This is a genomic window from Micromonospora sp. LOL_021 (genome assembly GCF_048060215.1).
Taxonomy (GTDB): Bacteria; Actinomycetota; Actinomycetes; order Mycobacteriales; family Micromonosporaceae; genus Micromonospora_E.
Genome location: NZ_JBHMIN010000001.1, coordinates 294813 through 319972, shown reverse-complemented (window position 1 = coordinate 319972; position 25160 = coordinate 294813). Strand labels below are relative to the sequence as shown.

The following is a 25160-nucleotide window of genomic DNA, read 5'->3' as shown; positions in this document are numbered from 1 at the left end:
GGTGGCCACAATCCGTACGTGATCCGCCGCGCATCCCAGCATCCGGAAGATCACCAGCGGAAGATCACCGGGAACTCGCCGTTCCCCGGCCGCCGGCACGTCGTCAGCGGCTCCATTGGCCGGCCAGCCGGGCGGCGATGCCACGCAGCCCGTCCGCCGGCCGGGCCAGCGCCTGCGCCAGCCCACCGCCGGTCTCCCCGCCGAAGTGGTCGACCAGGGCGTACGCCTCGGTGACGCCGGCCGCGGCCGACTCCCGCCGGCCGGTGGACACCTGGCCGGCGACCACCACGCAGGGCAGTCCCCGGTCCCGGGCCGCGCCGGCCACCCCGGCGACCACCTTGCCGCGCAGCGACTGGTGGTCGAACGACCCTTCGCCGGTGATCACCAGGTCGGCGGCGTCCAACGCGGCGGGCAGCCCGATCAACGCGGTGACGAGGTCGATGCCGGACTCGCACCGCCCGCCGAGGGCGAGCAGCGCGGCGCCGATGCCTCCGGCGGCGCCGGCCCCGGGCAGCGCGGCCAGCTCGGGCGGGCAGCCGGGCAGCTCCGCGACCAGGATGCCGGCGAACCGCTGCAGCGCGGCGTCGAGCAGCAGTACGTCGGCCCGGTCGGCACCCTTCTGCGGCCCGTACACGTTGCTGGCCCCGTGCAGCCCGGTCAGCGGGTTGTCGACGTCGGTCGCGGCGACCAGCTCGACCCCGCGCAGCCGGGGTACGCCGTCGAGGCGGTCGACCCCGGCGAGGGCCGCGCCGCCGTACGGCAGGGCGTAGCCGGCGGCGTCGAGCGGGGTGACCCCCAGCGCGGTGAACATGCCGGCTCCGGCGTCGTTGGTGGCCGACCCGCCGAGCCCGACGACCACCCGACGGGCGCCGTGTTCGACCGCCGCGACCAGCAGCAGCCCCAGGCCGTACGAGGTGGTGTGTTTCGGGTCACGTTCGGCCTCGGTGAGCAGGTGCAGGCCGCACGCCTGGGCGCTCTCCACGTACGCGGTCGGTCCGGCGGTCGCGGTCCCCCCGGCCCCCGGGCCGTCGACCAACAGGATCTCCCCGGGTACCGGTCGGCCGAGTGGGTCGACCGTCGGCACCGGGACCCGCCGGCCGGCGGTCGACTCGGCCAGCACCTCGACGAATCCCGGACCGCCGTCGGACAACGGGCGCAGCACCAGCTCGTCGGCGGGCGCCCGGTCCCGCCACCCGGTGGCGACGGCGGCGGCCACCTCGGCGGCGGGCAGGGTGCCGGCGAACTTGTCCGGACAGATCAGGACCCGCATGGTCTGGCAGTGTGGCAGGCCACACTTGGGCTGGTCGCAGGCGGGCGGACCTGTGCGAGCATGGATCTCGTGACTTCGACGTGGGTTGAGCCTTCCAGCACCGCGACCGCTCTGTTGCTGCTCGGCCGGGGCAGCGACCCGGCCAGCGAGCGGGGCGTCGACTGCCCGGGGGAGCTCCCGGCACCCAGCGATCCGGACCTGGTCGCCCGGGCCACCGCCGCCAAGGCCGCGCTCGGCGACCGGGTCTTCGTGCTCGGTCACCACTACCAGCGCGACGAGGTCATCCAGTTCGCCGATGTCACCGGCGACTCGTTCAAGCTGGCCAGGGAGGCCGCCGCCCGGCCGTCGGCCGAGTTCATCGTCTTCTGCGGCGTGCACTTCATGGCGGAGAGCGCCGACATCCTGACCGGCGACGCCCAGCGCGTGGTGCTGCCGGATCTGGCCGCCGGCTGTTCGATGGCGGACATGGCGGCCCTCGGCCAGGTGGAGACCGCCTGGGAGGCGCTGGCCGAGGCAGGCGCGGCCGACTCGACAGTGCCGGTGACGTACATGAACTCGTCGGCGGACATCAAGGGCTTCGTCGGCCGCAACGGCGGGGTGGTCTGCACCTCGTCGAACGCCAAGCGCGCGTTGACCTGGGCGTTCGAGCGCGGCCAGCGGGTGCTGTTCCTGCCGGACCAGCATCTGGGCCGCAACACGGCGGTGCTGGAGATGGGGCTGGACGCCGACGACTGTGTGCTCTACGACCCGCACAAGCCCGGTGGTGGGCTGACCGCGCAGCAGTTGCGCGAGGCGAAGATGGTGCTCTGGCGGGGGCACTGTTCGGTGCACGGCCGGTTCACCCGCAGCAGCGTCGACGAGGTGCGGATGCGGGTGCCCGGGGTGAACGTCCTGGTCCACCCGGAGTGCCGCTACGACGTGGTCACCGCCGCCGACCAGATCGGCTCGACGGAGTACATCATCCGGACCATCGAGGCCGCCCCGGCCGGATCGGCGTGGGCCGTGGGCACGGAGCTGAACCTCGTCCGCCGGTTGGCGCTGGCCCACCCGGACAAGCAGGTCATGTTCCTGGACCGGACGGTCTGCTACTGCTCGACGATGAACCGGATCGACCTGCCGCACCTGGTGTGGGCGTTGGAGGAACTGGTCGCCGGCCGGGTGCCGAACCAGATCACCGTCGAGGCGCGTACGGCGCACTTCGCGCGGGTCGCGTTGGACCAGATGCTGGCACTGCCCTGATCGGACAGGCTCCCTGATCGGATTGCAGACACCGCATCACCAGATCACCCAACGTAATCTAGGTCCTACGTATACGTGCCATCGTTCCCGAATTCGTGCCAATCGCAGCCGCTGCGGGATCCCACTCTCATCACGGAGCGCTATGCTGCCTCAGGCGACGAACGGGCAGCGCGGATCTTCGATGCTCCCCGGTGACAGCCGGTAACCGGATGTCACCCGAGGTCCACCGACCGCCAGCTCCGTACGCGGGTCGTCCGGTTTCACCCACCGCCGGCCGGGACATGTTCATCCCATCTCGCCGGGCCAGCTCCACCCCACAAGACGGCAGCATCGACGCGCTGGAGGTTCCCTTGACCGACGACGTCCTGATCGTGCATGGCGGCACCCCCCTGCACGGGCAGATCCGGGTCCGAGGCGCCAAGAATCTCGTCTCCAAGGCGATGGTGGCCGCCCTGCTCGGCGACGAGCCGAGCAGGTTGTACGACGTACCGCGGATCCGCGACGTCGAAATCGTCCGTGGCCTGCTCGAACTGCACGGGGTCAAGGTCAGCGACGGCATTGAGGACGGCGAGCTGGTGCTCGATCCGGCCAATGTGGAGAGCGCCTCGTTCGACCAGATCAACGTGCACGCGGGTTCCAGCCGGATCCCGATTTTGTTCTGCGGCCCGCTGCTGCACCGGCTCGGCCATGCGTTCATCCCGGACCTCGGCGGTTGCCACATCGGTCCCCGGCCGATCGACTTCCACATGCAGGCGCTGCGCGAGTTCGGCGCGGTCGTCGAGAAGACCCCGCAAGGGCTGCATCTGACCGCACCCAACGGTCTGCATGGCACCAAGTTCGAGCTGCCGTACCCGAGCGTCGGCGCCACCGAGCAGGTGCTGCTGACCGCGGTGCTCGCCGACGGGGTGACCGAGCTGCGCAACGCCGCGGTCGAGCCGGAGATCGTCGACCTGATCTGCGTCATGCAGAAGATGGGCGCGATCATCAAGGTGCACACCGACCGGGTGATCGAGATCCACGGCGTTCCCCGGCTCGGCGGCTACTCGCACCGGCCGATCCCGGACCGGATCGAGGCGGCCAGCTGGGCGGCGGCGGCGTTGGCCACCGGCGGCGACGTCAACGTGCTCGGCGCGCAGCAGGCCGACATGATGACCTTCCTGAACGTGTTCCGGTCGGTCGGCGGCGCGTACCAGGTCACCGACGCCCGCCCACCGCGCGTCGGCAGCGCCGGTCAGGAGGGTGGCATCAGGTTCTGGCACCCGGGCAACGAACTGCGCGCGGTGGCCCTGGAGACCGACGTGCACCCGGGCTTCATGACCGACTGGCAGCAGCCGCTGGTCGTCGCGTTGACCCAGGCCCGTGGGCTGTCGATCGTCCACGAGACGGTGTACGAGCAGCGGCTGGGCTACACCGAGGCGCTCAACACGATGGGCGCGACGATCCAGGTCTACCGGGAGTGCCTGGGCGGAACCCCGTGCCGATTCGGTCGCCGCAACTTCAAGCACTCGGCGGTGATCGCCGGGCCGAGCAAGCTGCACGCCGCCGACCTGGTCATCCCGGACCTGCGGGCCGGGTTCAGCCACCTGATCGCGGCGCTCGCCGCCGAGGGCACCTCCCGGGTGTACGGCGTCGACCTGATCAACCGTGGCTACGAGGACTTCGAGGCCAAGCTGGCCGACCTCGGCGCCCACGTGGAACGTCCCTGATCCGGCGTGACCCGTCGCTGATCCGACGCGTCCGCGCCCGCATTCGACGTACCCGCGCCCGGTTCGTGTCCTCGCGGACCGGACCGGGCCGGCGCGTCCAGTGCCCTCGCGCGCCGGCCGGCGCGCGAGGGCCGGGTGCGAGGTGCGGGTGACGCACCTGGTTGGCTACCCTTCACGCGTGCCGTCGCTGTTTCGCCGCAAGTCCGCCGATGTCGTGGAAGCCGACCTGCCGGAGGACGATGTTCCCCCGTCGCAGGACGAGGCCGGGTCCGCCCGTGCCCGCAGCCACACGCCGAGCAAGAAGGAACTCGGTGTGGTCACCCCGAAGCGGCCGGCCGCCGGCCGCCGGCCAGCGGCGAACGCCAAGCCGCTGACCAAGCAGGAGGCCCGCGAGCAGCGGCGGGCCCGACGGGCGGCGATCTCGGAGGAGTTCCGGCGCGAGGGCGGGCCACGCGACCGGGCCCCGGAGCGCGGACTCGCTCGCGACGTGGTGGATTCCCGGCGTACGGTCGGCACCTGGTTCTTCGGCGGCGCGCTGCTCGTGCTGATCGGATCCGGGCCGACGATGCCACCGGTGGTGCAGCTGGCGTCGAACCTGCTCTGGGTGACCCTGGCGGTGCTGGTGGTCCTCGACTCGGTGTTGATCTCCCGCCGGATTCGTAAGCTGGTCCGGGAGCGGTTCCCGAAGTCGGACCAGCGGATGGGCGGCCTGTACTTCTACGCCATCATGCGCGCGATGACGTTCCGCCGGATGCGCACCCCGATCCCCCGGGTGGAGCTCGGCGACAAGATCTGACCTGCCCGGCAGGCGCTGGCCGGGCTTCGGCACGCGAGCAGCCGGAGCACCTCGGCGGGGGCGGAAAAGACACTGTTTCGATTCGGTACGGGCGGTTCGGTGGCGTCGACCGAGCCCACGCGGCTACCCTCCATCCGCAACCACGCCGCCACTGGGCCGGGGGGACCCGATCGGGTTGCCACGGTCGCTCAGCGAGTATTCGACGAGGTGACACGCCGTGAGCGAGCCACACGGACCGCTGACACGGTTCTCGCCTGCCCGGCGGGCCGCCGGTAACGACACCCGCGACGAGGTGCCGGCGTGACCGAGGGGTACTTCGACCGCCGTTGGCAATCTTGGCAGTGGGAGGACGACGGCGCACCGGACCGTTCGGCCGACGGACATCGTGACGTCGGCTGGGACGACGACGACCGGTGGGAAGCGATGCGCCGGGCGCGGGACCACCGGCCGCAGGAACCGGGCTGGGTCACCGATCCGACCAATGAATGGGTGCCGCTGCCGGGTCAGCGGTACCCCGGCGACAACGGCGCGGGTAGGTCGGTCCGGCGGGAGCCGACCAGCCGCGATGTCAGCCGTGGGCGAGCCAACGTCTACCAGTCCGGTTCCGGATCCGGGCGGGCACCTGTCGGCGACCGAACAGATCAGCCCCTGGCTCGCAGGTCGCAGTTTGACGCCGACCGGGCCCGGCGGGACGGGCACCGCGAGGCCCCACGACCGCACGAACCTGCGCCGGAGACCGCCGGGGCCGCAGGCTGGTTCGCCGAGGGCGGCCAGCAACAGCCGTCCCACACCGACGGGACCGGCCGTCGGCAGCATCCCGACGAGGTGTTCCACCAACGCCGCCGGCATCCGGACGATGTCTTCCACGAGCGCCCGTACCCACCGGAGCGACGCCGTGGTGGTCCACCCGCCGAACGGGACCGGCCCCAGTGGCAGCCGGCTGAGCCGTTCGACCGGGACCGGCCGCAGCCTCGTGATCAACGACCGCCGGTGCGGCCGGACGGCCCGGCGTCCCGGTGGGACCAGCACCACCGGGCAGGCCCACCGGACGGCCCTCGCCGGGACGGACAGCAGCCCTCGGACGCCGGCCCGCGCCGCGCACCGCAGGGCTGGCACCCGCCACCACCGGCACCCGCACCACCGACGGCACCGCCACCGGCGCCGGATCGCCCGGCTGCCGGCCGCCCGCCCGCCCGGCAGCCGGGACCGGGCGAGGTGTACCGGGTCAAGCCCGCCGCCCAGGCACCCCCGCCGGTACCCACGTCTCCGGCGGCACCGCCCCGGCCAGCCGATCCGGTCGCCCCGTCTCGTCCGGCGACGTCCCGGGAGCGTCCGGCAGCGCCCCCGGAGCGTCCGATCTCCGGCGCGGTTGCGCCGCCGTCGGGTCGGCTGCCCACGGGAGGGCCGGGCACCGATGGCCGGGGTCACCGACCGGATCCGGGTCAGACCGGCGAGCAACTGCCGATTCCGGTCTCCGCCCCGGCCGGGCCGCCCCCGGAGTTCCGGGTACAGACACCGACCGGCGAGCACCCGCAGATTCGGCCGGTCCCCCGAGGGGAGGATGCCGCCGAACCGGAGTACGTGGTACGGGCCAAGGCCGAGCCGCGGCACGCCCCGCCGCCGTACATCGTGCGCCCGCAGTCAGACCAGCCAGCACCGCCGCGACCGGTGCAGGTCTCCCCGGCGGTGCCCGTGGCTGCCCAGCCGACGACGGTCTCCCCCACCACCGCGCCGTCCGGTCGGGTCCCGGCGGAGGCCCCGGCCCCAGCCCCGGTTCCGGCCGAGGCCCCACTCCAGTCGGACGTCCCGGCGGCACCGGCCGCCGCGCTGGCACGGCCGGACACAGCGCCCGCTGCGGAAACCTCCGCAGCTGCCACTGCTGCGGACAGCGACGGCGGACCGTCGCCGCTGCCCGACCAACTCGGCACCGACCCGGCCGGCGGACTCACCGACGATCCGATCGGTACCGCCCTGGAGGACAACGATGACGGGTCCGGCTCCGGCCCTGCCGGGCCGCCAGCGAGTCCGGACACCGTCCTACCGGTCACCGGAACCGCCGCCGGTTCGGCCACGGCGCTCGGCGCACCCACCATGCTGGCCCCGCTCGTACAGCCGGACCAGCCGGTCGACGAACCCGACCCGGCGCAGGATCCCGAGACCGCACCGGACGAAACCGAGTCCCAGCTCAGCGATCCCGAACAGATGCTGTCGTCGTACCACTGGCGTTTCCACCACGAGACGCTGCGTGAGCTGGTGGACAATCCCGACGAGTTCCGGGCCATCCGGGACCGGCTCACCGAGAAGATCGAGCCGGCGACTGACAACGCCACCCGGGCCCGGCTGTTGAGCCTGCGGGCGGTCGTCTCCCGGATCCTCGGCGATCTCGGCAAGGCACTGGCCGACGCCAAACTGGCGCTGGCGCACGCCGAGGCGACCGGGGAGCTGCGCCGGGTCGCCATCGCCCAGGCGCGGCTGGCGCACGTGCTGCAGTGGCGGGGTGACTTCGCCGAGGCGGACCGGTTGTTCGAGGAGGCCAACTCGGCCGAGCTACCGGACCGGCTCCGGGCCACGATGCACGAACACGCCGGTCGGTCCTGCTACGACCAGGGCCGCTACATGGAGGCGTGCAACCACTTCGAACGTGCGCTGGAACTGCGCAAGGTCGAGGATCCGGACCTGATCGCCCGTACCGAACTGGCACTGGACGCGGTGTTCGCCAAGGTCGCCGAGAACGGTTGGGGGCCGTACCCCCGGGACCGGGAGGAGATTCTGCGGCTGCACCGCCCGCCGCGACCGACCTTCAGCGACCAGGCCCAGCAATGGGGGTACGCGGGGGTCGACGGTGAGCTGGTGATCGCTCCCGGCTACGCCGACGTCCAGCCGTTCCACGAGGGGGTGGCCTGGGTCCGCCGGCCGGAGGCCAAATGGTGGGAGCTGATCGACGAGTCGGGGACAACGGTGATCGCGCCAACCGCCGGCTACATCGGGGTCGGCTCGTTCTCCGACGGACTCGCCTGGGTCACCGCCGACGGCACCGGCAGCTGGATCGCCATCGACCGGAACAACACCGTGGTGATCGGGACCGGCTTCGAGGACGTACGCCCGTTCCGGCGCGGCGTCGCGGTGGTCCGTCGCGGGGGCTGGGGCGCGGTTGACAAGACCGGCCGGATGCTGCTCCCGCCCCGGTTCGGCGGCTTCCCGACCGCACTCACCGACGGCCGCTACATCGACGGCTTCACCGACGAGGGTTTGGCGATCATCGACTCGGGTGGGCGCAAGGGCGTGGTCGACCGGTCCGGACGGATGGTCGTACCACCGGTGCATCCGGCGATGGCGATCCATCCGGTGGCGTTCCTCGTCGCGGCCCCCGACGGACACTGGGGGGCGTTGGACCGGCGCGGGGAACCGCTGATCGACCCGGTACTGCCCAGCCGCGCGGATGTGATGGACGAGATCGACCGGCTGCTGGCCGACACCAAACCGCTGCTGTGACGCGGCGGTACTCGGCACCCGTACCGGACAACTGGTCCGTCGGCACCATCGCGAGATCGATTTACCGCTGTACGCAAGCTCATGCCGAACGCCCCGGCGGGCCGACGGCCGACTAGGGTTGAGGCATGGAATTCCGACACCTAGGCCGCTCCGGCATGCTCGTCAGCGAGATCTCCTACGGAAACTGGATCACCCACGGATCGCAGGTGGAGGAAGAAGCAGCCAACGCCTGCGTACGCGCCGCGCTGGACGTCGGCATCACCACCTTCGACACCGCCGACACGTACGCCGGCACTCGGGCCGAGGAGGTGCTCGGCCGGGCGCTGCGTGGCGAACGCCGGGAAGGGCTGGAGATCCTGACCAAGGTCTTCTGGCCGACCGGCGAGGGGCGCAACGACCGGGGATTGTCCCGCAAGCACATCATGGAGTCGATCAACGGCTCGCTGCGCCGGCTGCAGACCGACTACGTCGACCTCTACCAGGCGCACCGGTTCGACTACGCCACTCCGCTGGAGGAGACGATGGAGGCCTTCGCCGACATCGTGCATTCCGGCAAGGCCCACTACATCGGGGTCTCGGAGTGGAACGCCGCACAGATCCGCCAGGGCCACGCCCTGGCCCGTGAGCTGAAGATCCCGCTGGTGTCCAACCAGCCGCAGTACTCGATGCTGTGGCGGGTCATCGAGGCCGAGGTGATCCCGGCCAGCGAGGAACTCGGCGTCGGGCAGATCGTCTTCTCGCCGCTGGGTCAGGGTGTGCTCACCGGCAAGTACCAGCCTGGTCAGCCACCGCCGGCCGGCTCGCGGGCCACCGACCAGTCCGGGGGTGCGACCTTCATCGCCCGGTTCATGACCGACCAGACGCTGAGCACCGTGGCGCAGCTCAAGCCGCTGGCCGAGCAGGCCGGCCTGTCGATGGCCCAGCTGGCCCTCGCCTGGGTGCTGCAGAACCCCAACGTGTCGTCGGCCATCATCGGTGCCACCCGGCCCGAGCAGGTGCGCGACAACGTCAAGGCCAGCGGGGTCCAGCTGGACGGTGGTCTGATGAAGGCCATCGACGAGATCCTGGAGCCGATCGTCGAGCGGGACCCGGGCCGGACCGTCAGCCCGGCCAGTCGGCCGTAGCCGGCGCCGTGCCAGGTCATGCCGCTGCGGCACACCGCAGCGGCATGACACACCGGCCGACGCGTTCGGCCCGGCACGGGTACCCCGCCGCCGGACCAGGCAGCCGTCAAGACCAGAACCGGATCAGCGCCAGACCGTAGCTGTAGAGCGGGGCGGGCAGCCCGAGCAGGTCGCCGAGCCGGAACACGGCCTGGAAGAACGCGCCGCCGATCTGGTCGTCCCACAGCAACGCGAACAGGCCGATGAAGCCGAACGGCGCGAGCACCTGGTAACCGCGCTGCCAGGCCGGCGGCAGCCACGGCTGGATCATGTTGCCGCCGTCCAGTCCGGGGACCGGCAGCAGGTTGAGCACACTGGCGGTCAACTGCAGGAAGCTCAGCAGGGCGATGCCCGCCCAGAACTCCTGTCGGCCGCCCGGATCCACGCCGACGAGGAACGGCACCGTGAGTGCCACGGCCAGGGATACGTTGACCGCCGGACCGGCGAGGCTGACCAGGGTGTGCCGGAGCCGGCCCGGAATCCGGTGCCGGTCCACCCAGACCGCGCCCCCAGGCAGGCCGATCCCGCCGAGCAGGACCACCAGCACCGGCAGCGCGACGGACAGCAGCGGATGGGTGTACCTGAACGGGTTGAGCGTCAGGTAGCCCCGGTGCGCCACGCTGCGGTCACCGAACCGGTAGGCGACCAGCGCGTGCGCGTACTCGTGCAAGCAGAGTGAGACCAGCCAGCCGCTGACCACCAGCACGAAGACGGCCAACCGGGCGTACCGCTCACTTGACCAGGCGAGTGCGCCGCTGCCGGCCACCAGGGCGACCAGGACGAGGAAGACCGGGCTGGGCCGCCAGCTCGTCGGCGGCCGACCGGCCAGCGGGCCACCCGACGGCCCGTCGGACGGCTCCGGCCGCATCTCACTTGCCTGCCGGCAGCAGACTCATCCGGTACTCGGTGCGGTCGTCCTCCAGCAGCTCGACCGAGGCGACGCCCGCCGCGGCCAACTCCCGCCAGGCCTGGCCGATCCAGGACTCGGCGTCGGCCTGGGTGCCGAACGTCTCGGTCGGCCCCTGCGCGGGCTGACCTTCCGCGTCCACGTACCGCCAACTCCATGGCATATCGCTGCTCCCGTTTAGCTTTCCTGCGCTTCGACCCAGTGCGTGTCGACCCAGTGCGTGTCGACCCTCGGCGATGGACGCCCGCAAGCCTATCCGCGACCGGTGACATCCCACCGCACCGGAGCGCGGCCGGCACCGCCCCGGCAGGTCACGGCCGGCACCGCCCGCCGTAAGGTACGGGCATGTCCGTTGGCGGGTGGCAGTCCATTCTCGTACTCGGTGGAATCCGGTCCGGTAAGTCCGACTACGCGGAATCCCTGGTCACCGGGGATCCGGTGGTGCGTTACGTGGCGACGGGCGCGGCCGATCCAGCCGACGCCGAGTGGCTCGCCCGGATCGAGGAGCACCGGGCCCGCCGGCCGGCCGACTGGCAGACCGACGAGGTCACCGGGGATCCGGGCCGGCTGATCGAGACGATCTCATCGGCCCGCGCGGACGAGACGCTGCTCGTCGACGACCTGGGCGGCTGGGTCGCCGCGCTGCTCGATCCGGCCCGACAACCGGCCGACGACCGGGCCACCATCGCTGAGCTCGCCGCCGCGGTGCGGTCCTGCCCGGCCCGGTTGGTGCTGGTCAGCCCGGAGGTCGGCCTGGCACTGGTACCCTCCACCCCGGTCGGCCGGGCCTTCGCCGACGCGCTCGGCCTGACCAACCAACTGCTGGCCGAGGTGTCCGACGCGGTGGTGCTGGTCGTCGCCGGACAGCCGGTGTGGCTCAAGTCGACCGGTCCGGCCGCGACCGCCACGGTGATCAGTCAGGATCCGGGCGAACCGACCGGCCCGGAGTCGGGCGAGCCGACCGGCCCGGAGCTGGCGGCGGCCAACGGGTCCGGCGCGGCGGCGCAGATCACCGCCGGGATGACCTTGCCGATGCCCGCGGAGCGGACCCGGACCGCCGGCGTCGCCAGGCTGGGTCGGCTGGACCTGCCCGGTGCCGGATTCGGTGCCCTCGAAAACGTCATCGGGTTCGCCGCCGGTACGCAGGACTCGGCCAGCCCGCGACCGTGGGACCAGGTCCAGGTGGTGCTGATCCACGGCGACCACGAAGGTGGAGTCGCCGCCGGCGACAGCCCGCAGGACTCGGCGCGCCGGGCGGACCAGGCCCGCGCCGGCCACGGGGCGCTGGCGCGGCTGGCCGCCACCGCCGGTGCGGTCGTCGACGTCGTCTCCGCCCCCGTCGCCGCCCCGATCGAACACCGGCCGGCGCTCACCGCCGACGAGGTGGACAGCGCGTTGGCGACCGGGTGGGAGGTGGCGCAGCGGGCCGGCCGGGCAGGCGTGGCGGCGATCGTCATCGCCGCATGCGGCGCGGGCGGTGCCGCCGCGGCGGCCGCCGTCGTCGCGGCGACCACCGGCGCGGAGCCGGCGGCGCTGCTCGGCCGGGTGCCCGCGGTGGGCGGGAAGGTCGACGACGCCGCGTGGATGTCGCGGTGCGCCGCGGTACGAGACGCGCTGCACCGTACCCGGCGTGGCACCCGTGGGGCTCGGGAGGTGCTGGCGGAGTACGCCGGCGGGGACATCGCGGTGGCCACCGGGGTGCTGCTCGGTGCGACCGCCAACCGGATCCCGGTGCTGCTGGACGGCCCGGTCGGGGTGGCCGCCGCGCTGGTCAGCCGGGATCTCGCCGGCCAGGCCCGGCACTGGTGCCTGCTGCCCGACCATGGTCGCCAGCCGACCGTGCGGCACGCGGCGGACGTACTCGGCCTGACCCCGCTGCTGGACCTGCGGCTCGACCTGGGTGAGGGCGCCACCGCGCTGGCCGCGTTGCCGCTGCTGCGTTCGGCGCTCGCCCTGGCCGACACGCTCGGCGAACACCCGACGTTCGCCGAACCGGAGCCGGCCGGTCCCGGTCCGGCCGCTACCGACCCGGTACGGTGACCGGCGACCGGCCCACCGGTGCGGGGGACACCGTCTCCGCTGGCGTCCGGCTCGCCGTCACCACCTTCACCGTGTTTCCGCTGCGGCCCGGTCCGGTGCACCGGGCGGTGGCGGCCGTGGCGATGGCGGTCGCGCCGGTGGTCGGCCTCGGTCTCGGCGTGCTCCTCGCCGTTGCCCTGCTCGCGCTCTCGGCCGCCGGAACCCCGGCGCTGGTCGCCGCTGCGGTGGTGACGGGCCTGGCCGCGTCGTCGACCCGGGGACTGCACCTGGACGGACTGGCCGACACCGTCGACGCGCTCGGCTCACACCGGCCCGCTGACGGCGCGCTGGCGGTCATGCGCCGGCCGGACATCGGTCCGTTCGGCGTGGTGGCCCTGGTCGTCGTGCTGCTGGCGCAGACGGCGTCGCTCGGGTCGCTACCGGTCGGACGATCATGGCCGGCGGTCCTGGCAACGGTCGCCGCCGCAGTCGCGGCAGGCCGGCTCGCGGTCACCTGGGCCTGCCGGCGGGGGGTGCCCGCCGCCCGACCAGATGGGCTCGGCGCTCTGGTGGCCGGCAGCCAGCGGTGGCCGGCGGTGGCGGCCGGCACGGTCCTGGTCGCCGCCGTGGCGGTCGCCGCCGTACCCGGCCGTCCCTGGCAGGGGCCGCTGGTCGTGCTGGGTGCGGTGCTGCTGTGGCTGACCTGGCTGCGCCATCTGGTGCGCCGGTTCGGCGGAATCACCGGTGATGTGCTGGGCGCCGGGGTCGAATTCACCACCACCGCCGTCTACCTGGGCCTGGTGACCGTACGGTGACCCGGTGCCCGGTGACCGGCGGCGCCGGCCGCACCCCGACCGTGCGCGGGCAGCGGGCCACGGCGATCGGCAACCTCGGCCGCCACGGGTCCGGCGCGCGGTAGCGTTCACCTCGCCAGCGACGCCACGACCCGGGGAGCAGTGAGCACCTATGGCCGCCAGTTCGGACGACCTGTTGCTGCCGGTGCCGGTGCCGGAGTCGCTGGCCGCCACCTACCTGGTCCCGGTGGTACCGCCGGATGCGGCCGTACCGGACGCGGTGGACGCGGTGGACTGGCTCGGTGACCGGCTGTCCCGGCCGGTGCGTGACCTGGCCCGGCAGATGCTCGGCAGCCCGCTGATGACCGTGCAGACCCGCCCGGTCGACCGGCTGCCGGAGCTGCCGCCGGATCTGCTGGCCGCGTTCGGTGCCACCGGTGGTCAACTCGCCCGGCTGCGCACCGCACAGCGTTGCGTGGTGGTGCAGGCCAGCTACCGGCCGGGTTGGCCGCCGGCGCACGAGTGGGCAGCGCGGGCGGTCGGTGCGGCGCTGGCCGACGCGCTCGACGTCGACCTGATCGACCTGTTCGGGCTGCAGTTCCTCGACCCGGCGGGTGCGTTGCGGTCACTGCCCGACGCCGAGGGACGGATTCGCCTGGTCGACTGGGTCCTGGTGCCCTACTCCCCCGACGACGACGGGCTCTGGTTCACCACGAAAGGGCTGCGTCGGTTCGGGCTGCTGGAGCTGCAGGCGCAGCAGGTGCCGCCGAGGTTCGTCCGGGCCTGGGGGGCGATCATGACCGGGACCGCCCGACGGCTGCTGCGGATCTGGACCGAGGCGTTGGCTGAACCGGAGCCGCCGGCCTTCGTCCAGTTGCCGGTGAACCTTCCGGTGTCCGGCCACGACATCGCCGTCGCGTACGGCAACCAGGATCGGCACGATTCGGCGGGTTCGGCGCTGCTGCGGATCGTGCTGGACCCGTCGACCGATCCGGAGGCCGACTCCTTCCTCACCCTCCGTCCGCCGCCGCAGGTCGCCGACAGCGACGCCGGGGACTATTTCGCCCATGTCTGCGGCGAGCTCTTCGGCGCCGGGCAGCCGGAGATCCACTACGCCCGGCGCAGCGACGCGATGGCGCAGGCGATCACCACCGCCCGCCGGTCGCTGGGCGAGGTCCGAGCCCGGTTCCTCGCCCACACGCTCGGCGGTCAACTGCTGGTCAAGTACGGTCTCACCGCGCCGGACGGCCACGAGTACGTGTGGGCCAGCGTCACCGGCTGGCCGCACCCCGGCCGGATCCACGCGGCCAGCACGGTCGACGCGGTCTGCGACCCGACCGTACGGGTCGGCAGCCCGGTCGAGGTGGACGTCGCGGACCTGGTCGACTGGGCGCTGATCAGCGGGGGCCGGATGGTGGAGGGCGGGTGGACCGAGTCGGTGCTCGATCACGGCGACCGAGGTGCGGCCGGGCGCTGAGCCGCGCCCGCCGTCAGCGCAGCTGGCAGTCAGCGCACCGACGACGGCACGAACGGCGGGGTCACCACCCGCATCGGCGCGTGCCGGCCGCGCACGTCGACCTGCACCTCGACACCGTCCGTCGGCACCGCGGCGGTGTCCAGCAGCGCCAGGCCGACACCGACCCTGCGGGTCGGCGAGAACGTGCCGCTGGTCACCGCACCGACGGGCGCTCCGTCGAGCAGCACCGCCATGCCCGGTCGCGGGATGGCCCGCTGCACGGCCTGCAGACCGCGCAGCAGCCGGGCAGGCCCGGCCGATTTCTCCGCCAGCAGCACGGTCCGACCCCAGAAGTCCGGTTTGCGCCAGCCAACCGCCCAGCCGAGCCGGGCCTGCACCGGGGTGACCGCCACCGTCAAGTCCTGACCGTGCAGCGCGTACCCCATCTCGGTACGCAGCGTGTCTCGCGCGCCCAGCCCGCAGGCCCGCGCGGCGACCGGTGTCTCGGCGGCCAGCAGCAGGTCCCACACCCGGCCCGCCGCCTCGGTCGGCACCACCAGTTCGTAGCCGTGCTCGCCGGTGTACCCGGTCCGGCAGACGACCAGTTCGGTGCCGGCCAGCCGACCGGCGACGAAGCTCATGTACGGATGTCCGGTGGGCAGCCCCAGCCCGGCGAGGAGTCCGGCCGAGGCAGGTCCCTGCACCGCCAGTACGGCGTACCCGGTGTGCTCGTCGGTCACCGTGACCCCGCCCGGCGCCGCCGCCCGCAGCCGGCCGACCACCTCGCCGGTGTTGGCCGCGTTGGGTACCAGGAACACGTGGTCGTCGGCGTACCGGTAGGCGATGATGTCGTCGACGACGCCGCCGGTGGCGTCGTCGCAGCAGAGCGTGTACTGGGCCGAGCCGGCGGTGATCCGGTCCAGGTCGTTGCTGAGGCAGGAGTTGACGAACGCCGCCGCGCCGGGTCCGGTGACCCGGGCCTTGCCGAGGTGCGACACGTCGAACACGCCGACGGCGTTACGCACCGACTCGTGCTCGCGCAGCACGCCGCCGCCGGCGTACTCCAGCGGCATCTGCCAGCCGCCGAAGGCGGCGAACTTCGCGCCGAGCGCGACGTGCCGGTCGTGCAGCGGGGATCTGCGCAGCGCGCCGTCCCCGGTCATGGTCACCTCGGTCATGGGAGGCAACTTACCGGCGGACCCGCAGGTGGCTAGCATCGGCGGGGCACCACCCCGTCCGGCGGAGCAAGTTGCGCCGGAGACCAACCCGCCGGTCGCCCACAAGGTGACCGGCCCAGCCGCCGGAGACGCCGAGTGACATCAACCACCACAACCCTGGACCTGGTCGACACCGACCCCGCTGAGCTGGCCGTCGACGCGCTGGTGATCGGCGTACACAGTCAGGACCAGCCGGACACAGACCAGGCGGCGGCGGACGGCGCGCCGGGCACGACGCCCGCCCTGTTGCTGGCGACCGGGGCGGAGAGCATCGCGGTCGCGTTCGAGGGTCGACTGACCGAGGCTCTCAGCCTGCTCGGCGCCACCGGTGCCGCTGGCGAGGTGATCAAGCTGGCCACGCTCGGTACGGTCGGGCCGCCGCTGCTGGTCGCGGTCGGGCTGGGTCCGGAGCCGACCGGCGCGGCGCCCGCCCCGGAGACGCTGCGCCGAGCGACCGGCGCGGCGGTACGGGCACTCGCCGGCACCGTACGGGTCGCCGTGGCGTTGCCGGTCCCGGACGACGCGGACGGACCGGCGGCGCTGCGCGCGGTCGCCGAGGGCGCGCTGCTCGGTAGCTACCGGTTCGCCGGCTACAAGACCCGGCCGCAGCCGGGCCGACGGGCACCGGTCGCCTCGATCGCCCTGCACGTGACCGACGCCGCCGACCCTGCGGTGCAGGCCGAGGTGGCCCGGGCGGAGGCGGTCGCCGCGGCGGTGATCGCCTGCCGGGACTGGGTGAACACCCCGCCGAACGAGCTGCGGCCACCGGCGTTCGCCGATTCGGTACGGGACGCGGCGGTCGCCGCCGGGCTGACCGTGCAGGTGCTGGACGAGCAGGCGCTGGTCGACGGGGGCTACGGCGGGATCCTCGCCGTGGGCGGCGGCTCGGCCGCCCCGCCCCGGCTGGTGATCGTCTCCTACACGCCGCCGGAGGCGGCCCCGGACGCCCCACGGGTCGCGCTGGTCGGCAAGGGCATCACCTTCGACACCGGCGGCGTGTCGATCAAGCCGGCGCAGGGCATGTGGGAGATGAAGTCGGACATGGCCGGCGCGGCCGCCGCCGGGGCGGCGATGCTGGCGATCGCGGCGCTACGGCCGTCGGTGCCGGTCACCGCGTACCTGCCGATGGCGGAGAACATGCCGTCGGGTACGGCGTACCGGCCCGGCGATGTGGTGACCATGTTCGACGGCAAGCGGGTGGAGGTGCTCAACACCGACGCCGAGGGCCGGATGGTGCTCGCCGATGCGATGGCCCGGGCCTGCGCGGACGGATGCGACTACCTGCTGGAGACCTCGACGCTGACCGGCGGGCAGGTGGTCGCGCTGGGCAAGCGGATGGCCGGGGTGATGGGCAGCGACGAGCTGTGCGCCCGGGTACGGGCCAGCGGGGACGCGGTGGGCGAGCCGGCCTGGCCGATGCCGCTGCCCGACGACGTCCGCAAGGGCATGGAGTCGGAGGTGGCGGACATCTGCCAGGTGAACTCGGCGATGGACCGGGCCGGCCACATGCTGCAGGGCGGGGTGTTCCTCCGCGAGTTCGTCGACGAAGGGATCGCCTGGGCGCACCTCGACGTCGCCGGCCCGGCCTACCACGCCGGCGAGCCGTTCGGCTACTGGAGCAAGGGCGGCACCGGCGTCCCGGTGCGCACCCTGGTGCACCTGGTGCAGGACATCGCGGCCAACGGCTGACCCGGCGCAGCCCGGACCTCTGGGTCCGGGTGCCGGCCGGCACCCGGACCCAGGTCGGGGACGTCAGCCCCGACAGGTCGGCGACGTCAGCCCCGGTCGGCCCGGTCGGCCCGCTTGCGCCGTTCGTTGAAGTCCCGCATCCGCTGTGGGTAGCCGACCAGCGCCACGTCGTAGATCGGGATGGCCATCTTGTGCGCGAAGCGCCGGGCGGTGTCCGGGCCGTCGACCCGGCGACGGGTCCACTCGCCGTCGTACGCGATGAGCATCACGGTCGTCTCGGTGACCGTGGTCCGGGGCTCGATGAACGCCTCGACTCCGCGGCGGCTACGGACAAACTCCTCGAGATGGTCGAGATCGGCCCGGTTCGCCGGCCTTCCTCCCGGTGCCCCACTCGACTGCTTGCGCCGACGAAACCACGCCACCGGCGTTCCCCTCCCCCAGCTGACAGACCGCGCAGGTGCCGGCCGGGCGGCCTGGTGCGGTCGGGCCGGGCCCGGCTGTCCGACGCCCGCGCGCATAGACGGACAGGGCAAGCCTACGTTGCGACCACGTGTCCTTGGGCACCTCGTTGAGCGTTCAGACACTACAAGTGACAAGATGACCGGGGAAAGTCTGCCCGTTCCATGGGACGACGCAGGGGACGGCCCTCCTGTGCAGCGACGTGACCTGGGAGTGAACTGTGAGTGAGCCGAACGGCGGGACCTTCGACCTGGTCATCCTCGGCGGCGGTAGTGGAGGCTACGCGGCTGCCCTGCGCGCCGTACAACTCGATCTGTCGGTGGCCCTGATCGAGAAGGACAAGGTCGGCGGCACCTGCCTGCACCGTGGCTGCATCCCCACCAAGGCGCTGCTGCACGCCGCTGAGGTGGCCGACAACGCGCGCGAGTCCGAGCAGTTCGGCGTCAAGGCGGACCTGGTCGGCATCGACATGGCCGGGGTGAACAGTTACAAGGACGGCGTGGTCGGCCGGCTGTACAAGGGCCTGCAGGGCATGATCAAGTCTTCGAAGATCACCTACGTGGCGGGTACCGGCCGGCTGGTCGGCCCGGACACCGTCGAGGTCGACGGGGCCCGGTACACCGGCCGCAACGTGATCCTGGCCACCGGGTCCTACTCGCGCAGCCTGCCCGGCATCGAGGTCGACGGCGAGCGGATCCTGACCAGCGAGCACGCGCTCGAGCTGGACCGGGTGCCGTCGTCGGCGATCGTGCTCGGCGGCGGGGTGATCGGTGTCGAGTTCGCCAGCGTCTGGCGGTCCTTCGGCGTCGACGTGACCATCGTCGAGGCGCTGCCCCGGCTGGTCGCCGCCGAGGACGAGGAGTCGTCCAAGGCGCTGGAGCGGGCGTTCCGCAAGCGCGGCATCGGGTTCAAGACCGGCAAGCCGTTCGAGAAGGTCGAGCGCACCGAGTCCGGCGTCCGGATGACGATCGCCGGCGGCGAGACCCTGGAGGCCGAGCTGTTGCTGGTCGCCGTCGGACGCGGGCCGGTCACCGCCGGCCTCGGGTACGAAGAGCAGGGTCTGAAGATGGACCGTGGCTTCGTGCTGACCGACGAGCGGCTGCGGACCAACCTGCCGAACGTCTACGCCGTGGGCGACATCGTGCCTGGCCTGCAGCTGGCCCACCGCGGTTTCCAGCAGGGCATCTTCATCGCCGAGGAGATCGCCGGCCGTAACCCTGCGGTGATCGACGAGAGCGGCATCCCCCGGGTCACCTACTCGGACCCGGAGCTCGCGTCGGTCGGGCTGACCGAGGCGAAGGCCAAGGAGCAGTACGGGGCCGACAAGGTCAAGACCTACAACTACAACCTCGGCGGTAACGGCAAGAGCCAGATCCTCAAGACCACCGGCTTCGTCAAGCTCGTCCGAGTCGTCGACGGCCCGGTCGTCGGACTGCACCTGGTCGGTGCCCGGGTCGGCGAGCTGATCGGCGAGGCGCAGTTGATCTACAACTGGGAGGCCGACCCGGCCGATGTCGCACCACTCGTGCACGCCCACCCGACCCAGGGCGAGGCGCTGGGCGAGGCCCACCTGGCCCTGGCCGGCAAGCCGCTGCACGCACACGCCTGACTAGAGGAGTCTTGTAGATATGCCGGTATCGGTCACCATGCCCCGGCTCGGCGAGAGCGTCACCGAGGGCACCGTCACCCGCTGGTTGAAGCAGGAAGGCGACCGGGTCGAGGTCGACGAACCGTTGCTGGAGGTCTCCACCGACAAGGTCGACACCGAGATCCCGTCGCCCGCGGCCGGAGTGCTCACCCGGATCGTGGTGAGCGAGGACGAGACCGCCGAGGTGGGCAGCGAACTCGCGGTCATCTCCGGCGGCCAGGAGGACGCTGGGCAGCAGACCGACGGTGGGCAGACCGACGGTGGGCAGACCGACGGTGGGCAGACCGTCCCTGCCGAGCCCGCCGCGAGCGCGCCCCAGGAACAGCCCGCCGAGCCGGAGCCGGCCCAGCCGGCCGCCGACAGCACGCCGCCGACGGCCGGTGGCGACGCCACCGCAGTCCGGATGCCGGCTCTCGGCGAGAGCGTCACCGAGGGCACCGTCACCCGCTGGCTCAAGCAGGTCGGTGACTCCGTCGAGGTCGACGAACCGCTGCTGGAGGTCTCCACCGACAAGGTCGACACTGAGATCCCGTCGCCGGTCGCGGGGACGCTGCTGGAGATCAAGGTGCCGGAGGACGACACCGCCGACGTCGGGGCCGAGCTGGCACTGGTCGGCAGCCCCGGTGGGGCCTCGGCTCCTTCGGCGCAGCAGCCGGCCGCCGCAGCGGAGCCAGCCGCCGCGCCGCAGGTCGAACCCGCCCAGCCAAAGCCGGCGGCCCAGCCGGAGCCGGCCGCGCCAGCACCGGCCCAGCCGGGTGCCTCGTACGCCAGCCCGGCTCCGGCCGCCGAGTCCGCCGCACCGACGCAGGCCGCACCGCCGGCACCGGCGCGACAGACCGCACCTGCGGCCCCGCCGGCCAGTGCCAACGGTGACGGCGGTTACGTCACCCCGCTGGTCCGCAAGCTCGCCGCCGAGCAGGGGGTCGACCTGGCTTCGGTGCGCGGCACCGGGGTCGGCGGGCGGATCCGCAAGCAGGACGTGCTGACCGCGGCCGAACAGGCGCGGGCCGCCGCCGAGCGGGCCAAGGCCGAACAGGCCAAGCCGGCGGCACCGACGGCGGCCAAGGCCCAGCCCAGCCCACTGCGCGGCCGGACCGAGAAGATGAGCCGGACCCGGACGGTCATCGCCAAGCGGATGCACGAGTCGCTGCAGAGCTCTGCCCAGCTGACCACGGTCGTCGAGGTCGACGTGACCAAGATCGCCCGGTTGCGGGCCCGGGTCAAGGGCGACTTCCAGGCCAAGCACGGCGTCAAACTGTCGTTCCTGCCGTTCTTCGCGCTGGCGGCGGTGGAGGCACTGCGCACCTACCCGGTGGTCAACGCCTCCATCGACATGCAGGCCGGCACGATCACCTATCCCGACGGGGAGCACCTCGGCGTCGCGGTGGACACCGAGCGGGGGCTGCTGGTGCCGGTGATCCGCGACGCCGGCGATTTCAACCTCGGTGGGCTGGCGCGGCGGATCGCCGACGTGGCCGAGCGGACCCGGACCAACAAGATCGGGCCAGACGAGTTGTCCGGTGCCACCTTCACGCTGACCAACACCGGCAGCCGGGGGGCGCTGTTCGACACCCCGATCGTGCCGTTGCCGCAGGCCGCCATCCTCGGCACCGGAGCGGTGGTGAAACGCGCCGCCGTGGTCAACGACCCGGAGCTCGGCGAGATCATCGCACCACGGTCGATGGTCTTCCTGGCGCTGTCCTACGACCACCGGCTGGTCGACGGCGCGGACGCCGCCCGGTTCCTCAGCGCGGTCAAGGAACGGCTGGAGGCCGGCGCGTTCGAAGGCGAGCTCGGCCTGTCCTGACGGCGTTCGACGATTAGGCGACCCCGGTTGCCGCAGCGGTGGGTGCTGGCCGATCCTGGCCGGCACCCACCGCCGTTTTGTGCCGGATGGCGGTGGTCCGCATCCGGCACCACCGCGATCAGCGAAGATGTCGGCATGCGCATCCTGCTGGCCGGCGCGTCCGGCTTCCTCGGCACCAGATTGACCGACCACTTGCACAGCTGCGGACACGAGACCGTACAACTGGTCCGCCGGCCGGCGCGCGGGCCGGCGGAGTTCAGCTGGTCGCCGTCGGCCGGGCAGCTCGACCCGGCGGTGTTCACCGGCATCGACGCGGTGATCAACCTGGCCGGTGCCGGGGTCGGCGACAAGCGCTGGACCGACGGTTACAAGGCGTTGATCCGGTCCAGCCGGGTGGACAGCACCACCACGCTGGCCACCGCTATCTCCGGTCTCGCGGCGGCGGACCGGCCAGCGGTGCTGCTGAACTCGTCGGCGGTCGGCTGGTACGGGGACACCGGCGACCAGCCGGTCGAGGAGAACGCCCCGGCCGGTGAGGGTTTCCTGGCTGACGTGGCCCGGGTCTGGGAGGCGGCCACCGGGCCGGCCGAGAACGCCGGCGTACGGGTGGTCCGGTTACGTACCGGTCTGCCGCTGCACCGCGACGGCGGCCTGCTCAAGCCGCAGCTGCTGCCGTTCCGGCTCGGTCTGGGCGGCAAGCTCGGCAGCGGGCGGCAGTGGGTGCCGTGGATCGCCATGCAGGACTGGCTGCGGGCGGTGACCTTCCTGCTGGACCACGACGACATCTCCGGCCCGGTCAACGTGGTCGGGCCGGCACCGGTGACGAACGCGGCGTTCGGCAAGGCGCTCGGCGCGGCGGTGCACCGACCGGCGGTGCTGCCGATCCCGGCGTTCGCGCTGCACGTGGCCCTGGGCGAGTTCGCCACCGAGGCGCTGCGCTCCTCCCGGGTGTTGCCCGGGGCGCTGACCGAGGCCGGGTTCACCTACCGGTACCCGGACCTACCGGACGCGCTGCACGCCGCCCTGACGCAGGGGTGACCCGGCACCGGGTGGCGTCCAGACCGGTCAGGTCAGGGCAGGGCCGGGAGCAGATCGGTGCCGATGGCACTGATCAGGTCGCCGGTGGCGGCCGGGCCGACGCCCTCGACCATCAGCACCAGCCGGTGGGCGCCGACGGTCGCCGCGCTGGCGGCCAGTCGCGCGGCGCATTCGGCCGCGCTGCCCAGTGGGTGGATTCGCAGCAGGTGCTCGGCGTAGGCGTCGAGGTCCCGGTGGGCCGGCGCCGAGCCGTCGATCCGGACGTACTCCCGGGTGGTGGCCAGCCAGGGTGGCAGGGTCCGGCGGAGCTGACGCTCGGCGGCGGCCCGGGAGTCAGCGAGCCCGATCAGATGCACCGAGGCGTGCGGCACGATGGCCGGATCGTGCCCGTGGTCGGCGGCGACCTCGGCGTACCGGGCCAGCGTGGCGGCCTTCGCCGTGTCGTCGTCGTGCACCCCGAGCAGCAAGGGAAGCCCGCGGCCGGCGGCGAGGTCGACCGTCGCTGGCGAGGTCGCCGCCACCCAGACCGGGATCGGGCGCGCCGGTCGGGGCACCACCGGCACGTCGCGGAACGCGAAGAACCCGCCGTCGGCGCCGACCGTCGCCGCGCCGGAGAGCCAGCGGCCCAGCAGGTCCAGCGATTCGGCGAACCCGTCCCGGTACCGGTCCAGGCCGGTACCGAAGACCTCCAGGTCCACCCAGGGACCGCCGCGGGCGACCCCGAGCCGGAACCGGCCGGCGGAGACCGTGTCCAGCAGGACCGTCTCCTCGGCGAGCGCGACCGGATGCCGGTTGGACAGTACGGCCGCCGCGGTGCCGACGGCGATCCGGTGGGTGGCACCGAGCAGGTAGCCGGCGAGGGTGGTGGCGGACGGGCACTGCCCGTACGAGACGAAATGGTGTTCGGCCAGCCACACGCCGCCGAGGCCGGCTGCCTCGGCGGCGCGCGCGTAGCCGACGGTGGCTGGCAGACCGTGTGCCGCCAGCAGGAACAGGTCCACCGCCGGCTGGTTCAGGGCGCCGGCCACCGGCGCGGTGGTCGGTTCAGCAGTCACGCAGCTCGGGTGACTGGTTGCGCAGCTGGGCCACCGGGGAGATGAACTCCTGGTAGGTCTCGCCGCCGACGGCGGACAGTTTGAAGGCGGCCACCCGGTGGCAGTTCTGGAAGGCGAATTTGACGCCGAAGTGCCGCTCCAGGCCGCCCCGGATCGCGTCGCTGGCCAGCGCCCGCAGCAACTGGCCACGCTCGGCCTCGCTGGGTGGCGGCACCGCGTGGTCGGCGAACTCGGCCGTGCCGCTTTGGGCCTGGGCGGCCACCTGGGACACCACCGACCAGGCGTACGGCAGTGACTGGCGTACGCAGTCGACGAACTCGGCGTCGTCGACCCGGCCGGCTTCGGCCTGCTCCAGCAGAGCGGCGGGTACGTCGAGGGACATGCTTTCTCCTCACGCTGACGGTCAGCGGACCAGCAGGTCTGGTCCGAGTACGAACTCCGGGTCGACCTGGTCGGCGAGGTTCTCGCCGACCCGGTCGTTGGCCCAGGCGGCGGCGTTGCGCAGGTGGAACTCCACCGCCTGCCGGGTATAGCTGGCCCAGTCCTTCACACAAGCATCGACGGCTGTACGCATCGTGTCCAGCGCGTCACGGTTCGCCGGCTCCATCGCGGTGATTGGTTGGTGTCGACCCCGCTCGGCGGCCTTGACGAAGGCCGACCGGCCGACCCAGGTCAGCAGGTCGGCGCCGACGTGCTCGCGCAGGAAGTCCACGTCCGACTCGTCGTCGATCTTGTTGCCGATCACGTGCACCCGTACGCCGTAGTCACGGGCGTATCCGACGTACTGCCGGTAGACGCCGACGCTGCGCACCGTCGGCTCGCAGACCAGGAAGGTGGCGTCGAACCGGGTGAACAGCCCGGAGGCGAACGAGTCCGCCCCGGCGGTCATGTCGACGACCACGTACTCGCCCGGGCCGTCGACCAGATGGTTGAGCAGCAGTTCCACCGCGCCGACCTTGGAGTGGTAGCAGGCGACACCGAGATCGTCGGTGGCGAACGGCCCGGTCACGGCGAGCCGGATGCCGGCCACCTCGCGGACCAGCGCGTCGTAGATCGGATTGGCCCCGGCGACGGTGAGCAGCCGCGAGCCACGCCCGGGCGGGGTGGTCTTGACCATCGCCGCAGCCGAGCTGATCCGGGGATTTTCGCCGCGCAGGTACTCCTTGATGTCGGCCAGGTGGTCACCCAGCGCCGGCAGCAGCACCGCCTCGTCGTCGCTGGCGCCGAGGGCAGCGGCGAGATGCTGGTTGATGTCGGCGTCGACCGCGAGCAGCGGCGGCGGCCCGCCGTCGGTACCGGTCGGGGTGGCCGCCAGGTGGCGGGCGAACAGGGCCGCCAGGGTGGTCTTGCCACTGCCACCCTTACCGACAAAACAGATCTTCACCGTGGATCTCTCCCAAACAAC

General features: G+C 72.7%; 20 protein-coding genes. 12 read left to right on the top strand and 8 right to left on the bottom strand.

Features of this window, described 5'->3' with window-relative positions; all coding sequences use genetic code 11:
• Positions 1-103 precede the first annotated feature (103 nt).
• Positions 104-1270, bottom strand: coding sequence for a glycerate kinase (locus tag ACFHWT_RS01505; protein WP_416592774.1), 1167 nt, complete (start codon positions 1268-1270; stop codon positions 104-106).
• 69 nt (positions 1271-1339) lie between these two features.
• Here ACFHWT_RS01505 and nadA point away from each other — a divergent pair, with 69 nt between their 5' ends.
• The 5 genes from nadA to ACFHWT_RS01480 all read left to right on the top strand — a co-directional run bounded on the left by nadA (position 1340) and on the right by ACFHWT_RS01480 (position 9627).
• The gene (gene nadA, locus ACFHWT_RS01500; RefSeq protein ID WP_416592773.1) at positions 1340-2509 is read left to right on the top strand and encodes a quinolinate synthase NadA; all 1170 of its coding nucleotides are present in this window, start codon (positions 1340-1342) and stop codon (positions 2507-2509) included.
• A 281-nt stretch (positions 2510-2790) separates the two neighbouring features.
• Positions 2791-4215 (top strand): UDP-N-acetylglucosamine 1-carboxyvinyltransferase, encoded by a 1425-nt coding sequence (gene murA, locus ACFHWT_RS01495; RefSeq protein ID WP_416592772.1) that lies wholly within the window; start codon positions 2791-2793, stop codon positions 4213-4215.
• Positions 4216-4393: 178 nt separating this feature from the next.
• Entirely contained in the window at positions 4394-5011 is a 618-nt protein-coding gene (locus tag ACFHWT_RS01490) for a DUF3043 domain-containing protein (RefSeq protein WP_416592771.1), read from the top strand.
• 300 nt (positions 5012-5311) lie between these two features.
• Positions 5312-8503: a WG repeat-containing protein gene (locus ACFHWT_RS01485; RefSeq protein ID WP_416592770.1), complete on the top strand. Its 3192-nt coding sequence runs from the start codon at positions 5312-5314 to the stop codon at positions 8501-8503.
• Positions 8504-8628: 125 nt separating this feature from the next.
• Positions 8629-9627 carry an aldo/keto reductase family protein gene (locus ACFHWT_RS01480; protein WP_282231587.1) on the top strand — a complete coding sequence of 333 codons (999 nt, stop codon included), beginning with the start codon at positions 8629-8631 and terminating at the stop codon, positions 9625-9627.
• A gap of 106 nt (positions 9628-9733) precedes the next feature.
• On the opposite strand, the gene ACFHWT_RS01475 is transcribed toward ACFHWT_RS01480, so the two are convergent.
• Positions 9734-10534, bottom strand: a complete 801-nt coding sequence (locus ACFHWT_RS01475; protein WP_416592769.1) for a site-2 protease family protein — start codon at positions 10532-10534, stop codon at positions 9734-9736.
• Position 10535: 1 nt separating this feature from the next.
• Positions 10536-10736, bottom strand: a complete 201-nt coding sequence (locus ACFHWT_RS01470; RefSeq protein WP_123602758.1) for a hypothetical protein — start codon at positions 10734-10736, stop codon at positions 10536-10538.
• A gap of 182 nt (positions 10737-10918) precedes the next feature.
• Between ACFHWT_RS01470 and ACFHWT_RS01465 the strand changes: the two genes are divergently transcribed.
• From ACFHWT_RS01465 to ACFHWT_RS01455, 3 genes are all read left to right on the top strand, one after another.
• Entirely contained in the window at positions 10919-12613 is a 1695-nt protein-coding gene (locus ACFHWT_RS01465) for a bifunctional adenosylcobinamide kinase/adenosylcobinamide-phosphate guanylyltransferase (RefSeq protein ID WP_416592768.1), read from the top strand.
• Positions 12610-13407 carry an adenosylcobinamide-GDP ribazoletransferase gene (locus ACFHWT_RS01460; protein WP_416592767.1) on the top strand — a complete coding sequence of 266 codons (798 nt, stop codon included), beginning with the start codon at positions 12610-12612 and terminating at the stop codon, positions 13405-13407. Before ACFHWT_RS01465 ends, ACFHWT_RS01460 begins: the two co-directional genes overlap by 4 nt.
• Positions 13408-13558: 151 nt before the next feature.
• On the top strand, positions 13559-14863 hold the full coding sequence (locus tag ACFHWT_RS01455; protein ID WP_416592766.1) for a DUF2314 domain-containing protein: 1305 nt from the start codon (positions 13559-13561) through the stop codon (positions 14861-14863).
• A 29-nt stretch (positions 14864-14892) separates the two neighbouring features.
• Here the strand turns inward: ACFHWT_RS01455 and gcvT are convergent, their stop codons facing one another.
• The gene (gcvT, locus tag ACFHWT_RS01450; RefSeq protein ID WP_416592765.1) at positions 14893-16020 is read right to left on the bottom strand and encodes a glycine cleavage system aminomethyltransferase GcvT; all 1128 of its coding nucleotides are present in this window, start codon (positions 16018-16020) and stop codon (positions 14893-14895) included.
• A 135-nt stretch (positions 16021-16155) separates the two neighbouring features.
• On the opposite strand from gcvT, the gene ACFHWT_RS01445 reads away from it, so the two are divergent.
• The gene (locus ACFHWT_RS01445; RefSeq protein WP_416592764.1) at positions 16156-17748 is read left to right on the top strand and encodes a leucyl aminopeptidase; all 1593 of its coding nucleotides are present in this window, start codon (positions 16156-16158) and stop codon (positions 17746-17748) included.
• An 86-nt stretch (positions 17749-17834) separates the two neighbouring features.
• On the opposite strand, the gene ACFHWT_RS01440 is transcribed toward ACFHWT_RS01445, so the two are convergent.
• On the bottom strand, positions 17835-18170 hold the full coding sequence (locus tag ACFHWT_RS01440) for a hypothetical protein (RefSeq protein WP_278170383.1): 336 nt from the start codon (positions 18168-18170) through the stop codon (positions 17835-17837).
• Between the two features lie 257 nt (positions 18171-18427).
• Between ACFHWT_RS01440 and lpdA the strand changes: the two genes are divergently transcribed.
• From lpdA to ACFHWT_RS01425, 3 genes are all read left to right on the top strand, one after another.
• On the top strand, positions 18428-19816 hold the full coding sequence (gene lpdA / locus ACFHWT_RS01435; RefSeq protein ID WP_416592763.1) for a dihydrolipoyl dehydrogenase: 1389 nt from the start codon (positions 18428-18430) through the stop codon (positions 19814-19816).
• 19 nt (positions 19817-19835) lie between these two features.
• Positions 19836-21662, top strand: a complete 1827-nt coding sequence (gene sucB, locus ACFHWT_RS01430) for a 2-oxoglutarate dehydrogenase, E2 component, dihydrolipoamide succinyltransferase (protein WP_416592762.1) — start codon at positions 19836-19838, stop codon at positions 21660-21662.
• A 135-nt stretch (positions 21663-21797) separates the two neighbouring features.
• The gene (locus ACFHWT_RS01425) at positions 21798-22700 is read left to right on the top strand and encodes a TIGR01777 family oxidoreductase (RefSeq protein WP_416592761.1); all 903 of its coding nucleotides are present in this window, start codon (positions 21798-21800) and stop codon (positions 22698-22700) included.
• Positions 22701-22732: 32 nt separating this feature from the next.
• On the opposite strand, the gene ACFHWT_RS01420 is transcribed toward ACFHWT_RS01425, so the two are convergent.
• From ACFHWT_RS01420 to ACFHWT_RS01410, 3 genes are read right to left on the bottom strand one after another with little or no spacing between them, the layout of a single operon-like run.
• The gene (locus ACFHWT_RS01420) at positions 22733-23755 is read right to left on the bottom strand and encodes an LLM class flavin-dependent oxidoreductase (protein ID WP_416592760.1); all 1023 of its coding nucleotides are present in this window, start codon (positions 23753-23755) and stop codon (positions 22733-22735) included.
• Positions 23745-24137 carry an SCO5389 family protein gene (locus tag ACFHWT_RS01415; RefSeq protein ID WP_416592759.1) on the bottom strand — a complete coding sequence of 131 codons (393 nt, stop codon included), beginning with the start codon at positions 24135-24137 and terminating at the stop codon, positions 23745-23747. Before ACFHWT_RS01415 ends, ACFHWT_RS01420 begins: the two co-directional genes overlap by 11 nt.
• 21 nt (positions 24138-24158) lie before the next feature.
• The gene (locus ACFHWT_RS01410; protein WP_416592758.1) at positions 24159-25139 is read right to left on the bottom strand and encodes an ATP-binding protein; all 981 of its coding nucleotides are present in this window, start codon (positions 25137-25139) and stop codon (positions 24159-24161) included.
• Positions 25140-25160 lie beyond the last annotated feature (21 nt).

Coding starts and splice junctions, on each gene's coding strand:
- murA (WP_416592772.1), top strand. CDS start 2,791: ATGTTCATCCCATCTCGCCGGGCCAGCTCCACCCCACAAGACGGCAGC.
- ACFHWT_RS01480 (WP_282231587.1), top strand. CDS start 8,629: ATGGAATTCCGACACCTAGGCCGCTCCGGCATGCTCGTCAGCGAGATC.
- gcvT (WP_416592765.1), bottom strand. CDS start 16,020: ATGACCGAGGTGACCATGACCGGGGACGGCGCGCTGCGCAGATCCCCG.
- ACFHWT_RS01465 (WP_416592768.1), top strand. CDS start 10,919: ATGTCCGTTGGCGGGTGGCAGTCCATTCTCGTACTCGGTGGAATCCGG.
- ACFHWT_RS01425 (WP_416592761.1), top strand. CDS start 21,798: ATGCGCATCCTGCTGGCCGGCGCGTCCGGCTTCCTCGGCACCAGATTG.
- ACFHWT_RS01455 (WP_416592766.1), top strand. CDS start 13,559: ATGGCCGCCAGTTCGGACGACCTGTTGCTGCCGGTGCCGGTGCCGGAG.
- ACFHWT_RS01475 (WP_416592769.1), bottom strand. CDS start 10,534: ATGCGGCCGGAGCCGTCCGACGGGCCGTCGGGTGGCCCGCTGGCCGGT.
- ACFHWT_RS01505 (WP_416592774.1), bottom strand. CDS start 1,270: ATGCGGGTCCTGATCTGTCCGGACAAGTTCGCCGGCACCCTGCCCGCC.
- sucB (WP_416592762.1), top strand. CDS start 19,836: ATGCCGGTATCGGTCACCATGCCCCGGCTCGGCGAGAGCGTCACCGAG.
- ACFHWT_RS01415 (WP_416592759.1), bottom strand. CDS start 24,137: ATGTCCCTCGACGTACCCGCCGCTCTGCTGGAGCAGGCCGAAGCCGGC.
- ACFHWT_RS01470 (WP_123602758.1), bottom strand. CDS start 10,736: ATGCCATGGAGTTGGCGGTACGTGGACGCGGAAGGTCAGCCCGCGCAG.